Genomic DNA, 17,670 nt, shown 5'->3' with positions numbered 1-17,670 from the left:
GATGACGCACCGGTGATGTCGGGTGTCCTGCCCGGCCGGGCGACCGGACAGGACACCCGACGGCTCGCTACGCCCCGGCCGGACCGGTCTGCTGCACGACCTCGAAGGACCACACGGTGGACCCGCTGGCAGCCGGCTTCGGACGCTCGCCGCCCTCCGCGCCCCCGCCACCGCCCTGGTGGGCCGCCTTCATCGGACCCTCCATCCAGGCCTGGAAGGACGCCTCGTCACGCCACCGCGTGTAGACGAGGTAGTCGTCCGTGCCCTCGACGGGCCGGAGGAGCTCGAACCACTCGAACCCGTCGGAGCTCTCGACGGCGTGGGCCCGGGACGCGAAGCGCTTCTCCAGCGTCTCGCGCTGTTCCTGGGGGACGGTCAGCACATTGATCTTGACTACGCTCATGGCCTCATCCTGCCGTACGGCGCCCCACGGGAGGGGCGGCGGCCCCGCAGCGTACGGATACGAGCCGATCGGCCGTCCGCCACCGGGCGACCCCTACTCGGGCTGCGTCACGGTCAACGCCCGCCGGATGTCGTCGTGCGAGGCGTCGACTCCTACGGAGAACGACCCCGGCCGCACCACCCCCGGGTCCATCGCCACCGAGCCCACACCCGCATCGCCCACGGGACAGTCCACCGCGAACGCCGCGACCCGGACCCCCTGCGACTCCATCGTCACCCGCACGTCACCGCCGCCCTCACACGCCACCGTGAGCACGGTCGGCAACGTGTTCCACGCGCCCCCCGAGGCGACACCGCCGTCCCCCGTCCTCTCCTCCACCCACACCAGGCCGTCCGGGCCAGGATGAGGAAGGAGCCCCCCGGTCGTCGCCGCGGCGGCAGGTACCGTCCCTGCCCCCGCGATCGCGAACACCGTCAGCACTGCCATCATCGCGGTCTTCCGTGCACCCGTCACGCCCACTCCTCAACTGCTCGGCAGAAAGCCCTCAGCATGGCGCCGGGAGAGCCGGCTCACACGAGTACGCGTACTCATGACACCCCCTCGCGGACATGCCGCGATCAGGGGCCCGGCGCTCTCACCGCTCGGGCGTGCCCGAACCCCCTGTCGTGAACTCTTCGACGCCCAGCACGCGCAGCAGATCCAGCCGCTCACGGGTCTCGGCATCCGCCGGGGTGAGGACGAGCAGCAGCTGGCCGTGGTCGGGGGTGACCAGCGTTTCGCAGTCCATCACCAGGCGGCCCACCCGAGGGTTCAGCAGGGTCTTGCGGTCGGCACGCCGGACCGCGACCTCGTGCTCGGACCAGAGCCGGTCGAAGTCGGGGTTCGCGGCCCGCAGCCGGCCGACGAGGCGGGCGACCGCGTGATCGCCGGACCGGCGTCCGACGGCCGCCCGCAGGTCCGCCACCAGCTGCCGTGCCTGGTGCTCCCCCTCCTCCGGCGCGCCCGCCGCGCGGACGGCGGGATCGGTGAACCAGCGGTACACGAGGTAGCGCCGGTCGCCCGAGAAGCCGGTGTGGTCGCCCGCCAGCAGGAGGGACATGCGGTTCTGGGCGAGGACCTCCCCCAGATCGGACACCACCATGGCCGGGGTGTCGCCGAGCAGGTCGAGCATGCGGACCAGCCCGGCACGGGCGAGACCGGCCACCGATTCGCCGGGCGGAGGCTGGTGACCGGCCAGGTGGAAGAGGTGGTCCCGCTCGTCGTCGGTGAGGCGCAACGCCCTGGCCAGCGCGCCGAGCAACTGGGGCGAGGGCTGACTGCTGCGGCCCTGTTCCAGGCGTACGACGTAGTCCACCGACATACCGGCGAGCATCGCCACCTCCTCCCGGCGCAGCCCGGCGGTGCGACGCCGGGGACCCTCGGCGATGCCCACCTCGGCCGGGCGGATCGCCCCACGGCGCCTGCGCAGGAAATCGGCCAGCTGATCACGTTCCATGGCTCCATGGTCCCTCGCGCGGCGGGACGCATCCAGGGAGCGCCGCTCCCACGATGAACGCTCCGCTCCCGCCGGGCGCGGCACGGGCGCAGGGTGGTGGCAGACAGAAGACGAAGGAGCACGTCATGCAGACACGAACCCTGGGCACCACCGGACCCGCCGTCTCCGCACTCGGCCTGGGCGCGATGGGCATGTCGGACGCCTACGGCCCCACCGACCGCGCGGAGTCCGTCGCGACCGTCCACGCCGCGCTGGAGGCCGGTGTCACACTGATCGACACCGGCGACTTCTACGCCATGGGCCACAACGAACTGCTGCTCGCGGAGGCGCTGCGCGGCCGCGACCGGGACAGCTACGTGCTGAGCGTCAAATTCGGCGCGCTGCGGGGGCCGGGCCATGAGTTCAACGGGCAGGACAGCCGTCCCGAGGCGGTGAAGAACTTCCTGGCCTACTCGCTGACCCGGCTCGGCACCGACCACATCGACATCTACCGCCCGGCCCGGCTGGACCCGGACGTACCGATCGAGGAGACGGTGGGCGCGATCAAGGAGATGGTCGACGCCGGGTACGTACGCCACATCGGCCTCTCGGAGGTCGACGCCGCGACGATCCGCCGGGCGCACGCCGTGCACCCGGTCGCCGACCTCCAGATCGAGTACTCGCTGATCTCCCGCGCGGTCGAGGCGGACGTCCTGCCCACCCTTCGGGAGCTCGGCATCGGCCTCACCGCGTACGGCGTCCTGAGCCGCGGCCTCATCTCCGGCCACTGGTCCACCGACCGCGCTGCCCCCGGCGACAGCCGAGGCTTCGTCCCGCGGTTCTCGCCCGGGAACGTGGAGCACAACCTCGCCCTCGTGGAGGCCCTGCGCCGGGTCGCCGAGGACAAGGGGTGCACCGTCGCCCAGCTGGTCATCGCCTGGGTGGCCGCACAGGGCCAGGACATCGTGCCGCTCGTCGGCGCCCGCACCCGCGAGCGGCTGACCGAGGCGCTGCCCGCGCTGGACGTGGACCTCACCGCGGACGACCTCGCCGAGATCGAGAAGGCCGTTCCGCGGGGCTCCGCACGCGGCGACCGGTACCCGGCCGCGTTCATGGCAGGCCTCGGCGTCGGCAACTGAGCAGGCTCCCGGGCGAAGGCGACGGCTGTCAGGCCTCCGGGACAGCCTGCCGGTGCGAGAGGGCGATCCGGCGCCGGGTCGGATCGACGTCCAGGATCTTGACCGGCAGGAAGTCACCGACCTGGACGGCGATGTCCGCGCCGTCCACGTGCTCGTCGGCCAGTTCGGAGATGTGCACCAGCCCTTCGAACCCGTTCTCCGCCTCTTCGACGCGCACGAACACACCGAAGGGCAGGACCTTGGTGACAGGTCCGACGACCGTCCGGCCGGTCTGCCCGGTCAGCAGCCGCATCGGATCGTCGTGCAGGGGCTTGAGGGACAGCGCCACCCGTTCGGGAAGGTGCTCGACGCCCAGAATCTCGGCTTCGACCCGCTCACCGACGGAGACGACGTCGGACGGGTGGTCGAAGCGGCGCCACGAGAGCTCGGGGATGTTGATCATCGCCTCGAATCCGCCGATGTCCACGAAGGTGACGCCGAAGTCGGCGATGCGGGTCACCGTCCGCGTGACGACCTGTCCGGGGCGCAGGGTCATCAGCAGGGCCCGGTGCCGGTCGGCAGGCATCGGCTCGGTCCGCCACCGGGCCCGTACGACCCCGTCGCTATCGGGCATGACGGCGGTGAACAGCGGAACGCGCTCATCGGCGGCCAAGGCAGGAGCGATGCGGCGACGGCAGCGGACATCCGGCCGGCGAGCCCGGGGAACGTGTCCTCGTCGGCGAGCGCGCTGTGGACAGGACCGCCCTCCACGTCCTGCCAGAGGCACTCCACCGTGCCGTCGGCCGGGAAGGCGCTCAGTACGGCATCGACGTCGGACGACAGACCGGGCCACACGGCGAGCCGGGCACGCGGGGCGATCCGGGCCCGGACCGCCCCCACACCGCCCCGGGAGAGGCTGTGCCATCGCGAGGCGCCCTCGACGTACATCTCCTCCAGCATCCCGGCGCGGCACGCCCGGACCATCCGGCCGAGACCGGCCCAGAACGCCTCGTCGGCCGGGCGCTGGACGTCCTCGCCGCCGGTCTCGACGGCGTACGGGGAGGAGTCCAGGCGTTCCGGGAACAGCCCGAGCCGCCGGGTCCGCGCCGACGCCCGCTCGCAGGGCCGGTCGCTGCCGATGTAGAGGTACTGGTCCCAGCCCACATGGACCGTGAACCTGTCCTCCACCTCCAGCCGGCACCACGCACCGTTGTCGCGCAGCATCGCCCGCACCAGCTCAAGGGCGACATCGAGCGACACGACGGCCCCATCGTGAAAGCCCTCCGGCACCTGGTCCGGTGAGACTTCGCCCGAGCTTGCGCGGGAGCCCTGTCGGACGGACGGAAACAGGCCGGCCAGACCGAAGCCGTCCACCGGCGGCTCGGCGCCGAAGTGGGCGAGGGAAGGGACCTGCGGCTCGCGTACGGTCAGCCGGTCGACGCCCGAGTCCTCCGCGAAGGCCGCGACCGCCCGGAGGTAGGCCGCCTCGACCTCACCATGGTCGCTGAGGGTGTCCTCCGGGCCGGTGTGGTGACCCTGTTCGTCGCGGTGGGCGGGGCCGTACTTGGTCACGCGGTGGATGAAGGCCGGCATGCGCCCCATCCTCCGGCACCGGCCGCCCGCCGGAAAAGCGGCCGGTGCCAGGGGGCCGGACGAACGCACCCGGTAGGCTGCGACTTCGCCACGGGGGAAGTCCGGTCGAAGTCCGGCGCTGACCCGCAACGGTAGGCGGAACCTCGGTTCCGTGAGCCCGATCACCCGTGGCGCAGAAGGCTCCTGACAATTCGCCGTGGACTGCGAAGGGCGCTGCGCGGGCGTCCGCCGTCCGGGGCTGCTCCTCCTTGCGCAGACGTACGGCCCGAGGCGAAAGCGACCGGCCTGTGGCCACGTCTGTCGACCGCATACCCGCCAAGCCCGCGCGCCCGTCCCGCGCCGGTACGGGGTCGCCGCCACCCCGGCGCATACCCCTGCCGATCCTCCTGGCCGGCCTGTGCCTGGCCCTCCCCGTCTCCCTCGTCTGCGGGGCCGGACTGGGGGCTTCAGGGCTCTCCTGGGCCGAAGTGCTGCGCTACTTGTGGGCGGGCCTGACCGGTGGCGCCATCGGGCCCGACGAGGTGTCGGCGTACACCATCGTCTGGGAACTGCGCCTGTCGCGCGCCGTGCTGGCCGCGATCGTGGGAGCCGGGCTGTCAGCCATCGGGGTCGCCGTCCAGGCCATGGTCCGCAACGCGCTCGCGGACCCGTTCGTGCTCGGCATCTCCTCGGGCGCGGCGGTCGGCGCCAACGCCGTACTGATCTTCGGGGCGCTGGGAGCACTGGGCATCTGGGCCCTGTCCACGGCGGCGTTCGTCTCGGCCCTGCTCGCCATGCTGCTCGTGTACGCGGTGGCCCGCACCGAACGCGGACTGACTCCGCTGCGACTCGTCCTGACGGGCACCGCGATGTACTACGGCTTCTCGGCCGTCACCACGTTCATGGTGTTCGCGGCCGAGCGGGGCGAGGCGGCCCGCTCCGCGATGATGTGGCTGCTCGGCAGCCTGAGCGGCGCCAACTGGGCCTCCGTACCGATCGCCGCAGGCGCCGTGCTCGCCGGCCTCGCCCACCTCGGCTGGTCGGCACAGCGCCTCAACGCCCTCGCCATGGGCGACGAGACCGCCGCCGCCCTCGGCGTCGACCCAGGGAGGCTCCGCAAGGAGCTCTTCCTCGTCTCGGCGGCCGTCACCGGGGCGGTCGTCGCGGTGAGCGGGGCGATCGGCTTCGTCGGACTGATGGTCCCGCACGCCGTACGGATGCTGGTCGGCGCTGACCACCGGAGGGTCCTGCTCGTCGCACCGCTCGCGGGAGCCGTGCTGCTGATCTGGGTGGACATCCTCTCCCGCGTGGTCCTGGCCCCGGCCGAACTCCCGGTCGGCGTCCTCACCGCGGTCATCGGCGTGCCCTGCTTCATCCTGCTGATGCGCCGCAGGTCCTACTCCTTCGGAGGCATCTGATGCGGATCGACATCGACGCGCTGACCGTCGAGACCGCCGGCGCACGCCTGGTGGACGAGGTGACCCTCGGGGCGGGGGAGGGACAGCTCGTCGGCCTGGTCGGCCCCAACGGAAGCGGCAAGTCCACGCTTCTGCGGTGCGTCTACCGGGCCCTGCGCCCCTCCTCCGGCACCGTCCGTATCGGCGGTGACGACTTCCACGCCCTGAGCACCCGGGAGGGCGCCCGCCGCCTGGCCGCCCTCCCTCAGGACGCGGTCGTGGAGTTCGACTTCACCGTGGCCGAGATCGTGGCGATGGGGCGTATGCCGCACCAGGGCCCGATGGCCCGGGCGACCGACGAGGACCGCGACCGCTGCACCGAGGCACTGGACGGGGTCGGCGCGGCCCACCTGGCCGAACGCGGCTTCCTCACCCTCTCCGGCGGCGAGAGGCAACGCGTCCTGATCGCCCGCGCGCTCGCCCAGCAGCCCCGCGTCCTGGTGCTCGACGAACCCACCAACCACCTGGACATCGCCCACCAGCTGGAAATCCTCGCCCTGGTCCGCGGCAGCGGCCTGACCGTGCTCACCGCCCTGCACGACCTCAACCTCGCCGCTCTCCACTGCGACCTGATCCACGTCATCGACGGCGGCCGGATCGTCGCCTCCGGAGCCCCGTACGACGTCCTGACCACCGAGCTGCTGGCCGAGGTCTTCGGCGTACGGGCGCACCGCGTCGCCCACCCCGAGACCGGCGCGCTGCAACTGCTCTTCGACCTTCCCCGAGCCCGCCCCGCCACCCCCTGAGGAGCCCCAGCCACCATGCCGAACTCCCTGCGCCCCGCAGCCCTCGTCCTCGCCGCCGCCCTGGCCCTCACCGGCTGCGGAGCGGACGTCACGCCGCAGTCGGACGGGAAGGACGACAGCGCGAATGCCGACCGGCACTACCCGGTGACCGTAGAGAACTGCGGTCAGAAGAAGAGCTACGACAAGGCGCCGCAGCGCGTCGTGACGAACGACGTCGGCATCACCGAGATCATGTTCGCCCTCGGACTCGAGGACCACATGGCCGGCTATGTGATGCCCGACGACAAGGGCGACATGACGTCCGTCCCGTGGAAGGACGGCTACAAGAAGACGACGTGGCTCTCCAAGGAGCGCATCAACAAGGAACTGGTCCTGGGCGCCCGCGCCGACCTGGTCTTCGCCGGCTGGAACTACGGCTTCAACGAGGGCGAGGGCTTCACCCCCGCCGAGCTGAAGCGCGTGGGCGTCGACTCGTATCTGCTGAGCGAATCGTGCCGCAACGGACAGGGCAAGGCCCGGGGAGTCATGCCGCCCCTCGAAGCGCTCTACACCGACCTGGGGAACCTCGGGAAAATCTTCGACGTGGAGGACCGCGCGGACACCCTCATCGCGTCCTTCCGGAAGCAGGTCGCCGACGCCCAGGCGAAGGCGCCGAAGGGGAGTGACCGCCCGCGCGTCTTCCTGTACGACGACGGGAAGGACAAGCCGCTGACCTCGGGCGCGTACGCCGGACCGCACGACATCATCACCAAGGCCGGCGGCGACCACATCATGAAGGACCTCAAGGACAGCTGGACGACGGTGGGCTGGGAGACGGTGGTCGACCGCGACCCCGAGGTCATCGTCATCAACAACTACGGGGACACCAGCGCCGAGCAGAAGCGCACGTTCCTGAAGACCTACAAGCCGCTCGCGAACGTCTCCGCGATCAGGAACGACCGGATCGTCGTACTCGATTACGTTGACCTGGTCGAGAGCCCGCGCAATCCCGCGGCCATCAGCTCGCTGGCGGCTGACCTGCGGAAGTTCGCTTCGTAACCCGGCGTATCCCGCGAGCCTCGTGAACGCCGCGAACCCGGCGAGCACCGCGAACCCCGCACCACCCGCGCGATCACGGCCGCTGCGCGGGTGGTGACGGCGGCTGTGCCGGACCGGCGTCCGTCAGCGCTTCGCGCGCGGCGGTGAGGATCTCCTCGGAGATGGGTGAGCCCTTGGTGGCGCGGGCCAGGACGAGCGCGCCGACCAGGGTGCTCAGCCGGGCGAGGCCGTCCTCGTCCTCGGTCGAGAGCCACCGGGCGAAGTCGGCCACGCCCTCCGCGTAGACGCGGTGGGCCGTGTCGCTCCCGGACGCGCGGGCCATGTCGGAGGCGAGTCCGGCGGCGGGGCAGCCGTCCGCGGCGCTGTCGCGGTGCTCCGCCGAGAGATAGGTGGAGATCAGCGCCCGCTGGGCGGCGTCGCGCTGCCCGGCGTGCCGTTCGAGCCCGTCCTCACGGAGCCGGGCGAACCCGTCGAAGGCGTGGGCGGTGGCCTCGTCGACGAGCGCCTCCTTGGACGCGAACTGCTTGTAGAAGCCGCCATGGGTCAGGCCCGCCGCCTTCATGAGATCCGCGACGCTGACGTGGGTGCCCTGCTCCCGGAAGAGCCGCGACGCGGTCTCCACCACCCGTCGCCGGTTCTCCTCCGCCTGCGCCTGCGATACGCGGCCCATGGCCCACCTCTCGTGCTCTCTCCTGCGGATGCCCCAGACGGGAAGCTCCGGATGTCGGTTGACATCTATCCTACTCCTCCGTTTAGATTGGAGCCATCATCTAAAGTGCCCTGAGGAGTGGACATGGAACTCAAGAACGCGGTCGCCGTGGTCACCGGCGCCAACCGAGGGCTCGGACGGCATCTGGCGGCCCAGCTCCTGGAGCGCGGAGCGACGGTGTACGCGGCGGCCCGCCACCCCGGCACCGTGGACCTTCCGGGCGCCATCCCGCTGCGGCTGGACGTGACGGACGAGGAGTCGATCAGGGCCGCCGCCCGCACCGCATCCGACGCGACGTTGCTGGTGAACAACGCGGGCATCTCCACCGCCACGTCCCTGCTCACGGGCGACCTGGACGCGGTGCGCCGGGAGATGGAGACGAACTTCTACGGCCCCCTCGCCGTGACGCGGGCCTTCACCCCCGTCATCGAGGGCAACGGCGGGGGAGCGGTGCTCAACGTCCTGTCGGTCCTGTCCTGGCTGCACCCGGCAGGACTCGGGTCCTACGCCGCGACCAAGGCCGCCGCCTGGGCGCTGACCGACGCCACCCGGGAGGAGCTGGCACCCCGCGGCATCACCGTATCGGCGCTGCACGTCGGCTACATGGACACGGACATGGCCGCCGCCGTCCCCGCCGATCAGAAGGCCGACCCCGCCGATGTCGCTGCGCAGGCCCTGGACGGCATCGAGAAGGGCGTGCCGGAAATTCTCGCGGACGCGACGACCCGGCAGGTCCGGCAGAGCCTGGCTGCCCTGCCGTACGCGCCGTGAGCATGGACCCGGCCGTACGGAGGCCCGCCCCCGGAGCCGTTGCCCGGGGACGGGCCCGCGAATCACCTGACGTCAGGGTCAACCGTTGAACGTGTCCGGGTCGGGCCCGGTGCGCTCGTCACGGTTGAGGGCGGAGATCTCACCGATGTCGCCTTCGGTGAGCTCGAAGTCGAAGAGTTCGAAGTTCTCCTCGATCCGCTTCTTCGTCACGGACTTGGGGAAGACGATGTCCCCGCGCTGGAGGTGCCAGCGCAGCGTCACCTGCGCGGCCGACCGGCCCACCCGCTCGGCGATGCGGGTGATCGCCGGGTCCGAGAGGACCTTGCCCTGGGCGATGGGCGACCAGGCCTCCGTGGCGATGTCGTGCTCGGCGCCGAAGGCCCGTACAGCGTCCTGGGTGAGGTAGGGGTGCACCTCGATCTGGTTGACGGCGGGCACCACCGTGCTGCTCTCCAGGAGCCGGCGCAGGTGGTTCGGCTGGAAGTTGGAGACCCCGATCGCCTTGGCCCGGCCGGACCGGTAGATCTCCTCCAGGGCCTTCCAGGTCTCCACGAAGTCCCCCGAGCTCGGCAGGGGCCAGTGGATGAGGAAGAGGTCCAGGTACTCCAGACCGAGCTCATCCATCGTGCGGTCGAACGCCCGCAGTGCCTCGTCGTGCTGGTGGGCGTCGTTGTTCAGCTTGCTCGTCACGAAGACGTCGGCGCGGTCGAGCCCGGAGTCGCGGACGGCCTGGCCGACCTCCTTCTCGTTGCCGTACATCTCCGCCGTGTCGATGTGCCGGTAACCGGTCTCCAGAGCGGCCAGCGTCGTCTCGCGGGTCTCCTTCGGCGGGATCTGGAAGGTCCCGAAGCCGAGCTGAGGGATGGTCACGCCGTTGTTGAGGGTGATGTCGGGTACTGCGGGCACGGTGACTCCTTGCTGTCGACGCCTCGGAAGGCGGTGAGAGGGGTGTACGGGACGGATTGCCGTGCCGGTCCGCCTGCGGGCGGGCACGACGGGCCGGCGGGAAGGGCGGACCAGGAGCCGGGCGCGGAACGGGCCCGGGCGTTCCTCAGCCCGCGATGCCGCTCAGCTCGGCGTCCGGCGGCAGTACCCGTACGAGCTTGCGGTTGACGAACTCCTGCATGCCGAGCTTCGAGAGCTCCCGCCCGTAGCCGGAGCGCTTGATCCCGCCGAACGGCAGGTCGGGCTGGGTCGAGGTCGGGTGGTTGACCCAGACCATGCCGGTCTCCACCCGTTCGGCCACCCGGCGGCCCCGGTCCACGTCCGAGCAGAAGACCGACCCGCCGAGCCCGTACTGGCTGTCGTTGGCGAGCGCGATGGCCTCGTCCTCGTCCTCGACCCGGTAGATCACGGCGGCGGGCCCGAAGAGCTCCTCCGCGTACGCCCGCATGCCGGGCTTGACGCCGGTGAGGATCGTCGGCTGGACGAAGGCCCCGGGGCGGTCGATCCGGCCGCCGCCGATCACCAGCTCGGCGCCCTGCTCCACGGTCTCGCGGATCTGCTCGGCCAGGCCGGAGGCGGCCTGCTCGGAGGAGAGCGGCCCCAGCGTCGTCGCCTCGTCGGACGGATCGCCGGGCGTGAGCGCCGCGAACGTGCCGCGCATCCCCTCGACGAAGTCGTCGTAGACCTCCGCGAGCACGATGAAGCGCTTCGACGCCACGCAGCTCTGCCCGGTGTTGGCCATCCGGCCGGCCACCGCGGCGCCGACCGTACGCTCCAGGTTTTCACCGTCGAGCACGATGAAGACATCGCTGCCGCCCAGCTCCAGCAGGCTGGGCTTCATGTTGCGGCCGGCCCGTTCCGCGACCTGGGCCCCCGCCCGCTCGCTGCCGGTCAGTGAGGCGCCCTTCACCACCGGGCTGTCGATGATGCGCGAGATCTCGTCGTGGCTCACGAACAGGTTCGTGTAGACGCCCTCGGGCGCGCCCGCGTCGCGGAACAGCACCTCCAGGGCGAGCGCGGACTGCGGACAGATCCCGGCGTGCTTGACGAGAACGGTGTTGCCCAGCACGAGGTTGGGCCCCGCGAAGCGCACCACCTGATAGAGCGGGAAGTTCCAGGGCATGACGCCGAGCAGAACCCCGAGCGGCTCGCTGACGAGATACGCCTCGCCCTCCTCGACGTCGAGCGGCTCCCGGGCCGCGAAAGCGGGGCCGTGCTCCGCGTAGTACGCGAGGATCGACGCGGCGAGATCCACCTCTCCGCGGGCTTCGGAGATCAGCTTGCCCATCTCCAGGGTGATCAGGCGCGCCAAGGTCTCCTTGCGCTCCTTCATCAGCCCGGCGACGCGCCCGACCAGCGCGGCACGCTCCTCGATGCTCCGCTTGCGCCACGCGTCGAAGGCGTCGCCCGCGGTCTCCAGGACGGCGTCCACCTCCGCGCCCTCGATGGCCGGGAACTCCGCGAGGGTCTCCCCGGTGTACGGGTTGACGGTGGCGAACGGACTCTTGCGCTGCTCTGACATGAAAACTCCAGAACGACGGGTGCTGCATGAGGCGGAACCCTGCGCTCCGCCTCACTGCGAGTTCCCGACTCAGCGCGCGAGAAACTATCCCAAAAGCATCTACATCGGATATCTCCCGGCCGACCTCACCCGGTCCCGGCCGACCCGTCGTCGACGGGGATGCCCAGCCGGCCGGCCAGGGTGGTGAGGGCCGTCCCCAGCGGGAGCGCGACGCGGGTGACGGCGTGGCGGTCACCCCGGGTGTGATCCCGGTTGATGATCAGCACGGGCTGTCCGGCCTGAGCCGCCTGGCGGACGAACCGGAGCCCGGACATCACGGTCAGTGAGGATCCCAGGACGAGCAGTGTGGTGGCCTGACGGACCAGCGAGCGGCAGTGTTCGACCCGCTCGACGGGCACGGCCTCCCCGAAGAACACCACGTCGGGTTTGAGGATGCCGCCGCAGACGGTGCACGGCACCACGCGGAAGTCGCCGACCTGCTCGTCGGTGAGGTCGGCGTCGCCGTCCGGGTTGATAGCGGCGGCCACGGGCGCGAAGCCCTCATTGGCCTCCTCCAGCCGCCGGGCGAGCTCGCGGCGCAGGCTGAGGGTGCCGCAGGAGAGACAGACCACCCGGTCCAGGCTTCCGTGCAGCTCCACGACCTCTTCGCTGCCGGCGGCCTGGTGCAGACCGTCGACGTTCTGGGTGATCACACCCGAGAGCATGCCGTGCCGTTCGAACGAGGCCACGGCCCGGTGCCCGGCATTGGGGCGGGCGCTGCCGAAGGTGCGCCAGCCGAGATGGCTGCGCGCCCAGTACCTGCGACGGGCCTGGGGGTCGGCGGTGAAGTCCTGGTACGTCATCGGGGTGTGCCGGCTCAGGCTTCCGCCCTCACCCCGGTAGTCGGGGATGCCCGACTCGGTGGAGATGCCCGCCCCGCTCAGCACCAGCACACCGCCACCGCTCAGCGCGTCGGCGACCGGCTCCAGATCGGTGGTGCCCGGCGACAGCTCCTCGGTGGGGGTCCAGCTCAGAGTGGGGCGCATACGCATGCCCCCAGCGTACGGAACGGGCCGCCGGCGCCCGGCGTCGCCACCGCACCACGGGCGCACCGTTCCGGTCCCACGCCCGCGGGAGACCAGCCCTATCCGGCCAGAGCAGTGCCAGCGGCGGGACACCCGGTACGGGTAGGTACTGCCACGTTGCGATCCGCACCACCGATTTCCAGCCTGTCTCGCGTGACAGGAGCATGGCGAACACCTCTTGGTGGGCATAGGTTCTGCGGCTCCTGGAGGCTCGGCAACTGTCCCTGTGGAAAGGCAGGTTGGCGGCAGCCGTCCTCCCGTCACTCTCGGCTCCGCCCGGAGCCGAGCCCCCCATGAGTGAAGGGACAGCAATGTTGAATTCGATAGCGCTGAAGGCGGCCGGTATCGCCGCGGCGATCACCCTGACCACCGTCACGGCGGCGAGCGCCACGCAGGCGCCGGTTCCGCACGTCACGGAAGGCGCGGCGGCCGTGGTGACACTCCGCTACGACGACAGCCGTGCGGGCGGCTGGGAGGCGGCGATCGCGGCTGGGGTCGCCTCGTGGAACTCGAACGTCGACAACGTCAAACTGGTCGAGGCCGCGCCCGGCGCGCGCGCCGAGATCCAGATCGTGGCCACCAACGGCTGGCCGCAGGCCACACTCGGCCCGGTCCGCCCTGGCGGCCAGGTCCGGGTGGAGCTGGGCAGCCAGGCCGTCACCCAGGGGCATGACAAGACCCGCATCGCCGCACACGAGATCGGCCACAGCCTGGGCCTGCCGGACACCAAGCCCGGCCCGTGCTCCCAGCTGATGTCGGGCTCCAGCGCCGGAACCGGGTGCAGGAATTCGGTCCCGAACGCGACGGAGCAGTCCCGCGTCGAATCCTTCTACGCCAACGGCCTCGCTTCACGGACCCCGGCCGACGGACGGATCCTGGTGGACGCGCCGTAGCGGGTCGCCCGACGAGCGCGAGGTACTCATCGCCCAAGGTCTCAGCCGTCCTGCCGGGTACTCCGGAGCCGTTCCTGCCGACCGAGGGCGGCCTTGACGGGGAAGAGGGCGAGCCAGCACCACATGGCCGCCTGCGGGGCGAAAAAAGCAATGGGTACGGAGGCTCCGAACACCGCGATCGTCGCGCTCAGGTCTGCCGCGGTGTCCCGCCACTCGCCCACGGCGCGGACACCGTGGCGGCCCCTCAGCGTCGCGAACATGGCGAGCTGCAGCAGGTCGATGAGGCAGATGGTCGCGGCGTACATCACCACCGCCCACGGCTCGCGTGCTCCGTACTCGGCGAGGATGGACGTGGGGAAGGGGACCAAGGCGATCATGCCGAGCACCGCGAGGGCCAGATGCTGGGGAAGGCCGCCCGTCTTCGCGGACATCAGGAGGATCTGCCGCTGGTCCCGCCAGAAGACACACAGGATGAGGAAGCTCAGCGCGTAGGCGGCGAGCTGGGGAGAGCTTTCGCGCAGCGCGTCGTGGAACTGCTCGGAGTCCAGGCCGGGCGGGACCCTCACATCGAGGGCGAGCAGGGTCATGGCGATCGCGAAGATGCCGTCCGACAACGTGATCAGACGGTCGGGGCGTGCTGATGAGGGGCTGCCGTTACTCACCCGGCTCACCCTGGCTCCTGGCCCGCGATCGAAGGCGAATTGCTCCGACTGCGGGCACGCCGCTCTTCACCCGGTTGGCGGCCCACGACCACTCGGAGCTTGGTGCCCGAAGCCGAGGACCAGGTCTGACTGAAACGCCCCCGCTCGGCCCACGGATGCCCGTGACAGCGCACCGGAGTTCCGGTGCGCCGTCGGAGGCCGACGGTCAAAGGCTGAGCTGCCTACTCCTTGATGAAGGCCAGCAGGTCGGGGTTGAGCACCTCGGGTTGCGTCGTGAGCATGCCGTGAGGGAAACCGTCGTAGCTCTTGAGCCGGCCGTTCTTGAGGAGTTCGACCGACAGCGGCGCCGAGTCGTCGTAGGGCACGATCTGGTCGTCGGTGCCATGCGCCACCAGGACGGGGACGTCGATCGCCTTGAGGTCCTCGGTGAAGTCCGTCTCGGAGAACGCCTTGATGCACTCGTAGTGTGCGTTGGCGGCTCCCCGCATACCCTGGCGCCACCAGTTGTCGATCACTCCCTGGGACACCTCGGTGCCGGGTCGGTTGTACCCGTAGAACGGCCCTGAGGGGACATCGATGTAGAACTGCGCACGGTTGGCGACGAGGGACGCGCGGAAGCCGTCGAACACCTCGATGGGCAGGCCGCCGGGGTTGGACGGCGTTCGCACCATGATTGGTGGCACCGCTCCGACCAGGACTGCCTTGGCGACCCGTCCCGGCTTCGCGCGCGCCACGTACCGGGCGACTTCGCCACCGCCGGTGGAGTGGCCGATGTGGACGGCGTCCCGCAGGTCGAGAACGTCGGTCACCGCTGCCACATCGGCGGCATAGGTGTCCATCTCGTGACCGCTCTGACTCTGGGAGGAACGCCCATGTCCTCGACGGTCGTGGGCAATCACGCGATAGCCCTCCGCGAGGAAGAACAGCATTTGATTGTCCCAGTCGTCTGCGCTGAGTGGCCAGCCGTGGTGGAACACGATCGGTCGGCCGTCGCGCGGACCCCAGTCCTTGTAGAAGATGCTCGTACCGTCGCTCGTGGTGACCTTGCTCATGGCAGACCCTCCCGCCTGGCGGATGTGAAAGGTGAGTTCGGTGATCCTTCAGCCGACCGAGCGGCACGGAGGGCGGAAGGCGGAAGCCTTCTTCGTCGTCCGGTGGGCGCGGCACAGCCGACGCGGCCAAATGTGACATTACACCTTAAGCCCGCCATGGGGCATATGTACTCCCGGGCGTGTGGACGAGTCTCCGGGCTGGCGGTGTCTGCCACCGGGAGTGGCGGCGTCCTCGCATGCGCTCGGAGTGCGGGGCTGCGGGCGAAGTCCGCCGTCCCCATTCATTCCTGCAGCTCAAAGGCAGCACCAACCACATCACAGCGATTGTCCAGGCCGTCCTCGTCCTTCACCACGCCTCAGCCAGTCGCCTTCCAGTCCGACCAGGCGGACACGAGCCGGGCGTCGGCGCTGATCGACGACGGCAGCACCGGCACGATCTTCAGCGCCGACACCAGCGGGAACATCAGCTTCGCGCCGTACTTGTCGGCCAGCGCGCCCACCGGGACCGGCTCAGGAACTCCCGCGCGGTCGCGACCCGTTACGACAGACGGGCCTACGTCTCCACGGCACCGTCACCGCCGCCGCGATCCGACTCTGGCTCCGCCAGTGATCCGCCGGACACGACCTACGGGATCGTCCGATCGGTCGAACGCGTGAACGGCGACAAGGACCTGTACGCGGTCAAGCTCTTCGAACCCACACAGAACCGCGAGAACACGGTCTACGTCCTCGGCAGCGACAATATCTTTGCACCCGACAGGCGGCAGGGCGAAGCCAACATCGAGGTGGACAGGCAGCTCAAGTTCGATCGGGAGCAGAACGGGTGGAGGACCTCGTCCTGAACCCGTGACGCAGTCCCCTGGCCGGTACGCGCCACGGGTTCTTGAGAGTGGCTCGTCCCGTGGGGACTCAACTTAACTCCTCCCGATCAAGAACTCGTCCGTTCGGCTGCCTCAGCGGGCTGCATCATCGTCACGAGCCTCGTTGCCCCGCGCAGTGGACCGTGTCAGCGGTGTGAGCGGCCTGCGGTGATCGGGTCCCCGAGGTTGGTGCGCGCCTGCACGGTGAACTGGCGAGATGCAAGGTCTCTGAGTAGGGCTTCCAAGTGGCCAGCGCTTTTGTTGGTGAAAACGAGAAGGTCCAAGAGATGCTGGGCAAGCCGCTCGGAGGCGACTTCCTCCCGCAGCAGGTCGTGCATGATGCCGTTGAGGGTGCTGCTGAGGCTCTTGATGAGTTTTAGCTGGGGGTACAAGCAGCGTACGGAGCCTTCGATGTTGGCCAGGGATTTGCCGATGACGGAGACACTGGGGGAGACCTGGATGCCCCGTTTGCTGGAGTGCTGGAGCACAGACATGAGGGCCACGCCGTAGTGGAGCTCATCGAGGGTGGCGTTTGACCATAAGGGCACCTTGCGGGAGAGATCTTGGACGAAGCCGGCGATGTTGCTCCACGGAGTGGCGGCTCCCATGTGGATCCATTGGCGGGCGAGGGCTTCTGCGTCGTTGCACATCATGCCGATCAAAACCCCCAGCATGGCCATACGCGTGCTGCGGTCGAGGCGGCCCACCATGCCCCAGTCGATGACATGGGCGATGGCATCCTGGCTGATGAGGATGTTGCCGGGGTGCGGGTCGGCGTGAAAGCGGCCGGTGACGAAGTATGAACGGAACATGAAATCCATGAGCTGCCGGGCTATCTGCTTGCGCTGCTTGACGGTGAGCGCATCGACCTTGACGTGATTGATGCCGACGGCCGACCAGCGCCGGTGGCGCTCGTATACGGTCTTCCATGGTCCGTAGCGTTCAGGCAGGTCACGCCACTGCACCCCGGTTCGCACCCGGTGCAGGATGCCGTTGACCACCTGGCGATGATCGCGCCACCGCCCGCAGCGCTTGTTGCCCGTGGGCAAGAGCGGCTCCAGACGTCGCCACTCCGCCTCTGTCAGATCCCTCCGACCAGTCACGCAAGAGCCAACGAACCAGTGGGCGACAGGGGTACGGTCAGCACCTGCGATGCCACCACGCCAACTCCGGCTCTTCTGCCGGTTCGTGATGCGTTCGCCCGAGGAGCACCGCGTCCAGGAGCTCGACCTGCACCCGGAGTTCGCTGGCGGCCCTTGGCGGAAGCATGAATAGAGCGTCTTGCAGCTTGTCCCGGGCCCAACCCTCGCCGCAGCAGGAGCAGGTGAACTCCGTCTCCCGTTGCCTCCATCGGCGCCTCGTGCCGTGGACGCGCCCGGACCAC

The 17,670-nt window shown here is 70.1% G+C and carries 19 protein-coding genes and 3 pseudogenes; 8 read left to right on the top strand and 14 right to left on the bottom strand.

The window, feature by feature from the left end:
* Positions 1–67 precede the first annotated feature (67 nt).
* From IF17_RS0112885 to IF17_RS0112875, 3 genes are all read right to left on the bottom strand, one after another.
* Positions 68–403 carry an antibiotic biosynthesis monooxygenase family protein gene (locus IF17_RS0112885; RefSeq protein WP_018512744.1) on the bottom strand — a complete coding sequence of 112 codons (336 nt, stop codon included), beginning with the start codon at positions 401–403 and terminating at the stop codon, positions 68–70.
* A gap of 93 nt (positions 404–496) precedes the next feature.
* Positions 497–916 carry a hypothetical protein gene (locus tag IF17_RS01000000136395; protein ID WP_244890471.1) on the bottom strand — a complete coding sequence of 140 codons (420 nt, stop codon included), beginning with the start codon at positions 914–916 and terminating at the stop codon, positions 497–499.
* 121 nt (positions 917–1,037) lie between these two features.
* A complete protein-coding gene (locus tag IF17_RS0112875; RefSeq protein ID WP_030565267.1) occupies positions 1,038–1,898 on the bottom strand; it encodes a helix-turn-helix transcriptional regulator in 861 nt (286 codons plus the stop codon).
* A 125-nt stretch (positions 1,899–2,023) separates the two neighbouring features.
* Here IF17_RS0112875 and IF17_RS0112870 point away from each other — a divergent pair, with 125 nt between their 5' ends.
* On the top strand, positions 2,024–3,016 hold the full coding sequence (locus tag IF17_RS0112870; RefSeq protein ID WP_030565265.1) for an aldo/keto reductase: 993 nt from the start codon (positions 2,024–2,026) through the stop codon (positions 3,014–3,016).
* 28 nt (positions 3,017–3,044) lie between these two features.
* Here the strand turns inward: IF17_RS0112870 and IF17_RS1000000139755 are convergent, their stop codons facing one another.
* Both IF17_RS1000000139755 and IF17_RS01000000136390 read right to left on the bottom strand, forming a co-directional pair.
* Positions 3,045–3,581 carry a S1 RNA-binding domain-containing protein gene (locus IF17_RS1000000139755; protein ID WP_244890470.1) on the bottom strand — a complete coding sequence of 179 codons (537 nt, stop codon included), beginning with the start codon at positions 3,579–3,581 and terminating at the stop codon, positions 3,045–3,047.
* Positions 3,551–4,588, bottom strand: a complete 1,038-nt coding sequence (locus IF17_RS01000000136390) for an RNA-binding protein (protein WP_237667265.1) — start codon at positions 4,586–4,588, stop codon at positions 3,551–3,553. The genes IF17_RS1000000139755 and IF17_RS01000000136390 overlap by 31 nt, the downstream gene beginning before the upstream one ends.
* Before the next feature lie 287 nt (positions 4,589–4,875).
* Between IF17_RS01000000136390 and IF17_RS0112860 the strand changes: the two genes are divergently transcribed.
* From IF17_RS0112860 to IF17_RS0112850, 3 genes are read left to right on the top strand one after another with little or no spacing between them, the layout of a single operon-like run.
* Positions 4,876–5,985, top strand: coding sequence for a FecCD family ABC transporter permease (locus IF17_RS0112860; protein WP_030565263.1), 1,110 nt, complete (start codon positions 4,876–4,878; stop codon positions 5,983–5,985).
* Complete coding sequence (locus IF17_RS0112855) at positions 5,985–6,770, top strand: ABC transporter ATP-binding protein (RefSeq protein WP_030565261.1); 786 nt, start codon at positions 5,985–5,987, stop codon at positions 6,768–6,770. Before IF17_RS0112860 ends, IF17_RS0112855 begins: the two co-directional genes overlap by 1 nt.
* A 15-nt stretch (positions 6,771–6,785) precedes the next feature.
* Positions 6,786–7,808: an ABC transporter substrate-binding protein gene (locus IF17_RS0112850; RefSeq protein WP_030565259.1), complete on the top strand. Its 1,023-nt coding sequence runs from the start codon at positions 6,786–6,788 to the stop codon at positions 7,806–7,808.
* Between the two features lie 73 nt (positions 7,809–7,881).
* Here the strand turns inward: IF17_RS0112850 and IF17_RS0112845 are convergent, their stop codons facing one another.
* On the bottom strand, positions 7,882–8,478 hold the full coding sequence (locus IF17_RS0112845) for a TetR/AcrR family transcriptional regulator (RefSeq protein ID WP_030565257.1): 597 nt from the start codon (positions 8,476–8,478) through the stop codon (positions 7,882–7,884).
* Positions 8,479–8,601: 123 nt separating this feature from the next.
* On the opposite strand from IF17_RS0112845, the gene IF17_RS0112840 reads away from it, so the two are divergent.
* On the top strand, positions 8,602–9,288 hold the full coding sequence (locus IF17_RS0112840) for an SDR family oxidoreductase (protein WP_030565255.1): 687 nt from the start codon (positions 8,602–8,604) through the stop codon (positions 9,286–9,288).
* A gap of 78 nt (positions 9,289–9,366) precedes the next feature.
* Here the strand turns inward: IF17_RS0112840 and IF17_RS0112835 are convergent, their stop codons facing one another.
* The 3 genes from IF17_RS0112835 to IF17_RS0112825 all read right to left on the bottom strand — a co-directional run bounded on the left by IF17_RS0112835 (position 9,367) and on the right by IF17_RS0112825 (position 12,786).
* Positions 9,367–10,194, bottom strand: coding sequence for an aldo/keto reductase (locus IF17_RS0112835; RefSeq protein WP_030565254.1), 828 nt, complete (start codon positions 10,192–10,194; stop codon positions 9,367–9,369).
* A gap of 145 nt (positions 10,195–10,339) precedes the next feature.
* Positions 10,340–11,755: an NAD-dependent succinate-semialdehyde dehydrogenase gene (locus tag IF17_RS0112830; RefSeq protein WP_030565253.1), complete on the bottom strand. Its 1,416-nt coding sequence runs from the start codon at positions 11,753–11,755 to the stop codon at positions 10,340–10,342.
* Between the two features lie 125 nt (positions 11,756–11,880).
* Positions 11,881–12,786: an NAD-dependent protein deacetylase gene (locus IF17_RS0112825; RefSeq protein ID WP_030565252.1), complete on the bottom strand. Its 906-nt coding sequence runs from the start codon at positions 12,784–12,786 to the stop codon at positions 11,881–11,883.
* A 344-nt stretch (positions 12,787–13,130) separates the two neighbouring features.
* Here IF17_RS0112825 and IF17_RS0112820 point away from each other — a divergent pair, with 344 nt between their 5' ends.
* Positions 13,131–13,712 carry a snapalysin family zinc-dependent metalloprotease gene (locus IF17_RS0112820; RefSeq protein WP_030565251.1) on the top strand — a complete coding sequence of 194 codons (582 nt, stop codon included), beginning with the start codon at positions 13,131–13,133 and terminating at the stop codon, positions 13,710–13,712.
* 41 nt (positions 13,713–13,753) lie between these two features.
* Here the strand turns inward: IF17_RS0112820 and IF17_RS0112815 are convergent, their stop codons facing one another.
* From IF17_RS0112815 to IF17_RS1000000138955, 3 genes are all read right to left on the bottom strand, one after another.
* Positions 13,754–14,383: a TMEM175 family protein gene (locus tag IF17_RS0112815; RefSeq protein ID WP_030565250.1), complete on the bottom strand. Its 630-nt coding sequence runs from the start codon at positions 14,381–14,383 to the stop codon at positions 13,754–13,756.
* Between the two features lie 212 nt (positions 14,384–14,595).
* Positions 14,596–15,426: an alpha/beta fold hydrolase gene (locus IF17_RS0112810; RefSeq protein WP_030565249.1), complete on the bottom strand. Its 831-nt coding sequence runs from the start codon at positions 15,424–15,426 to the stop codon at positions 14,596–14,598.
* A 356-nt stretch (positions 15,427–15,782) separates the two neighbouring features.
* Positions 15,783–15,926 carry a hypothetical protein gene (locus tag IF17_RS1000000138955; protein ID WP_157851153.1) on the bottom strand — a complete coding sequence of 48 codons (144 nt, stop codon included), beginning with the start codon at positions 15,924–15,926 and terminating at the stop codon, positions 15,783–15,785.
* A gap of 6 nt (positions 15,927–15,932) precedes the next feature.
* Between IF17_RS1000000138955 and IF17_RS1000000140360 the strand changes: the two are divergent.
* A pseudogene (locus IF17_RS1000000140360) lies at positions 15,933–16,036 on the top strand (IS5/IS1182 family transposase); the annotation flags it as partial.
* Between the two features lie 43 nt (positions 16,037–16,079).
* Positions 16,080–16,268, top strand: coding sequence for a hypothetical protein (locus IF17_RS0112800; RefSeq protein WP_030565248.1), 189 nt, complete (start codon positions 16,080–16,082; stop codon positions 16,266–16,268).
* A 164-nt stretch (positions 16,269–16,432) separates the two neighbouring features.
* Here IF17_RS0112800 and IF17_RS0112795 read toward each other — a convergent pair.
* Together IF17_RS0112795 and IF17_RS1000000138515 are read right to left on the bottom strand one after the other, a co-directional pair.
* Positions 16,433–17,149 (bottom strand): annotated as a pseudogene (locus IF17_RS0112795) (AarF/UbiB family protein); the annotation flags it as partial.
* A 21-nt stretch (positions 17,150–17,170) separates the two neighbouring features.
* Positions 17,171–17,389 (bottom strand): annotated as a pseudogene (locus IF17_RS1000000138515) (transposase); the annotation flags it as partial.
* Positions 17,390–17,670: the final 281 nt, after the last annotated feature.

The organism is Streptomyces cyaneofuscatus (assembly GCF_000718135.1).
Lineage (GTDB): Bacteria > Actinomycetota > Actinomycetes > Streptomycetales > Streptomycetaceae > Streptomyces > Streptomyces cyaneofuscatus.
Note: the sequence above shows the minus strand (reverse complement) of the source record. Positions and strands in the feature narration are given on the sequence as shown.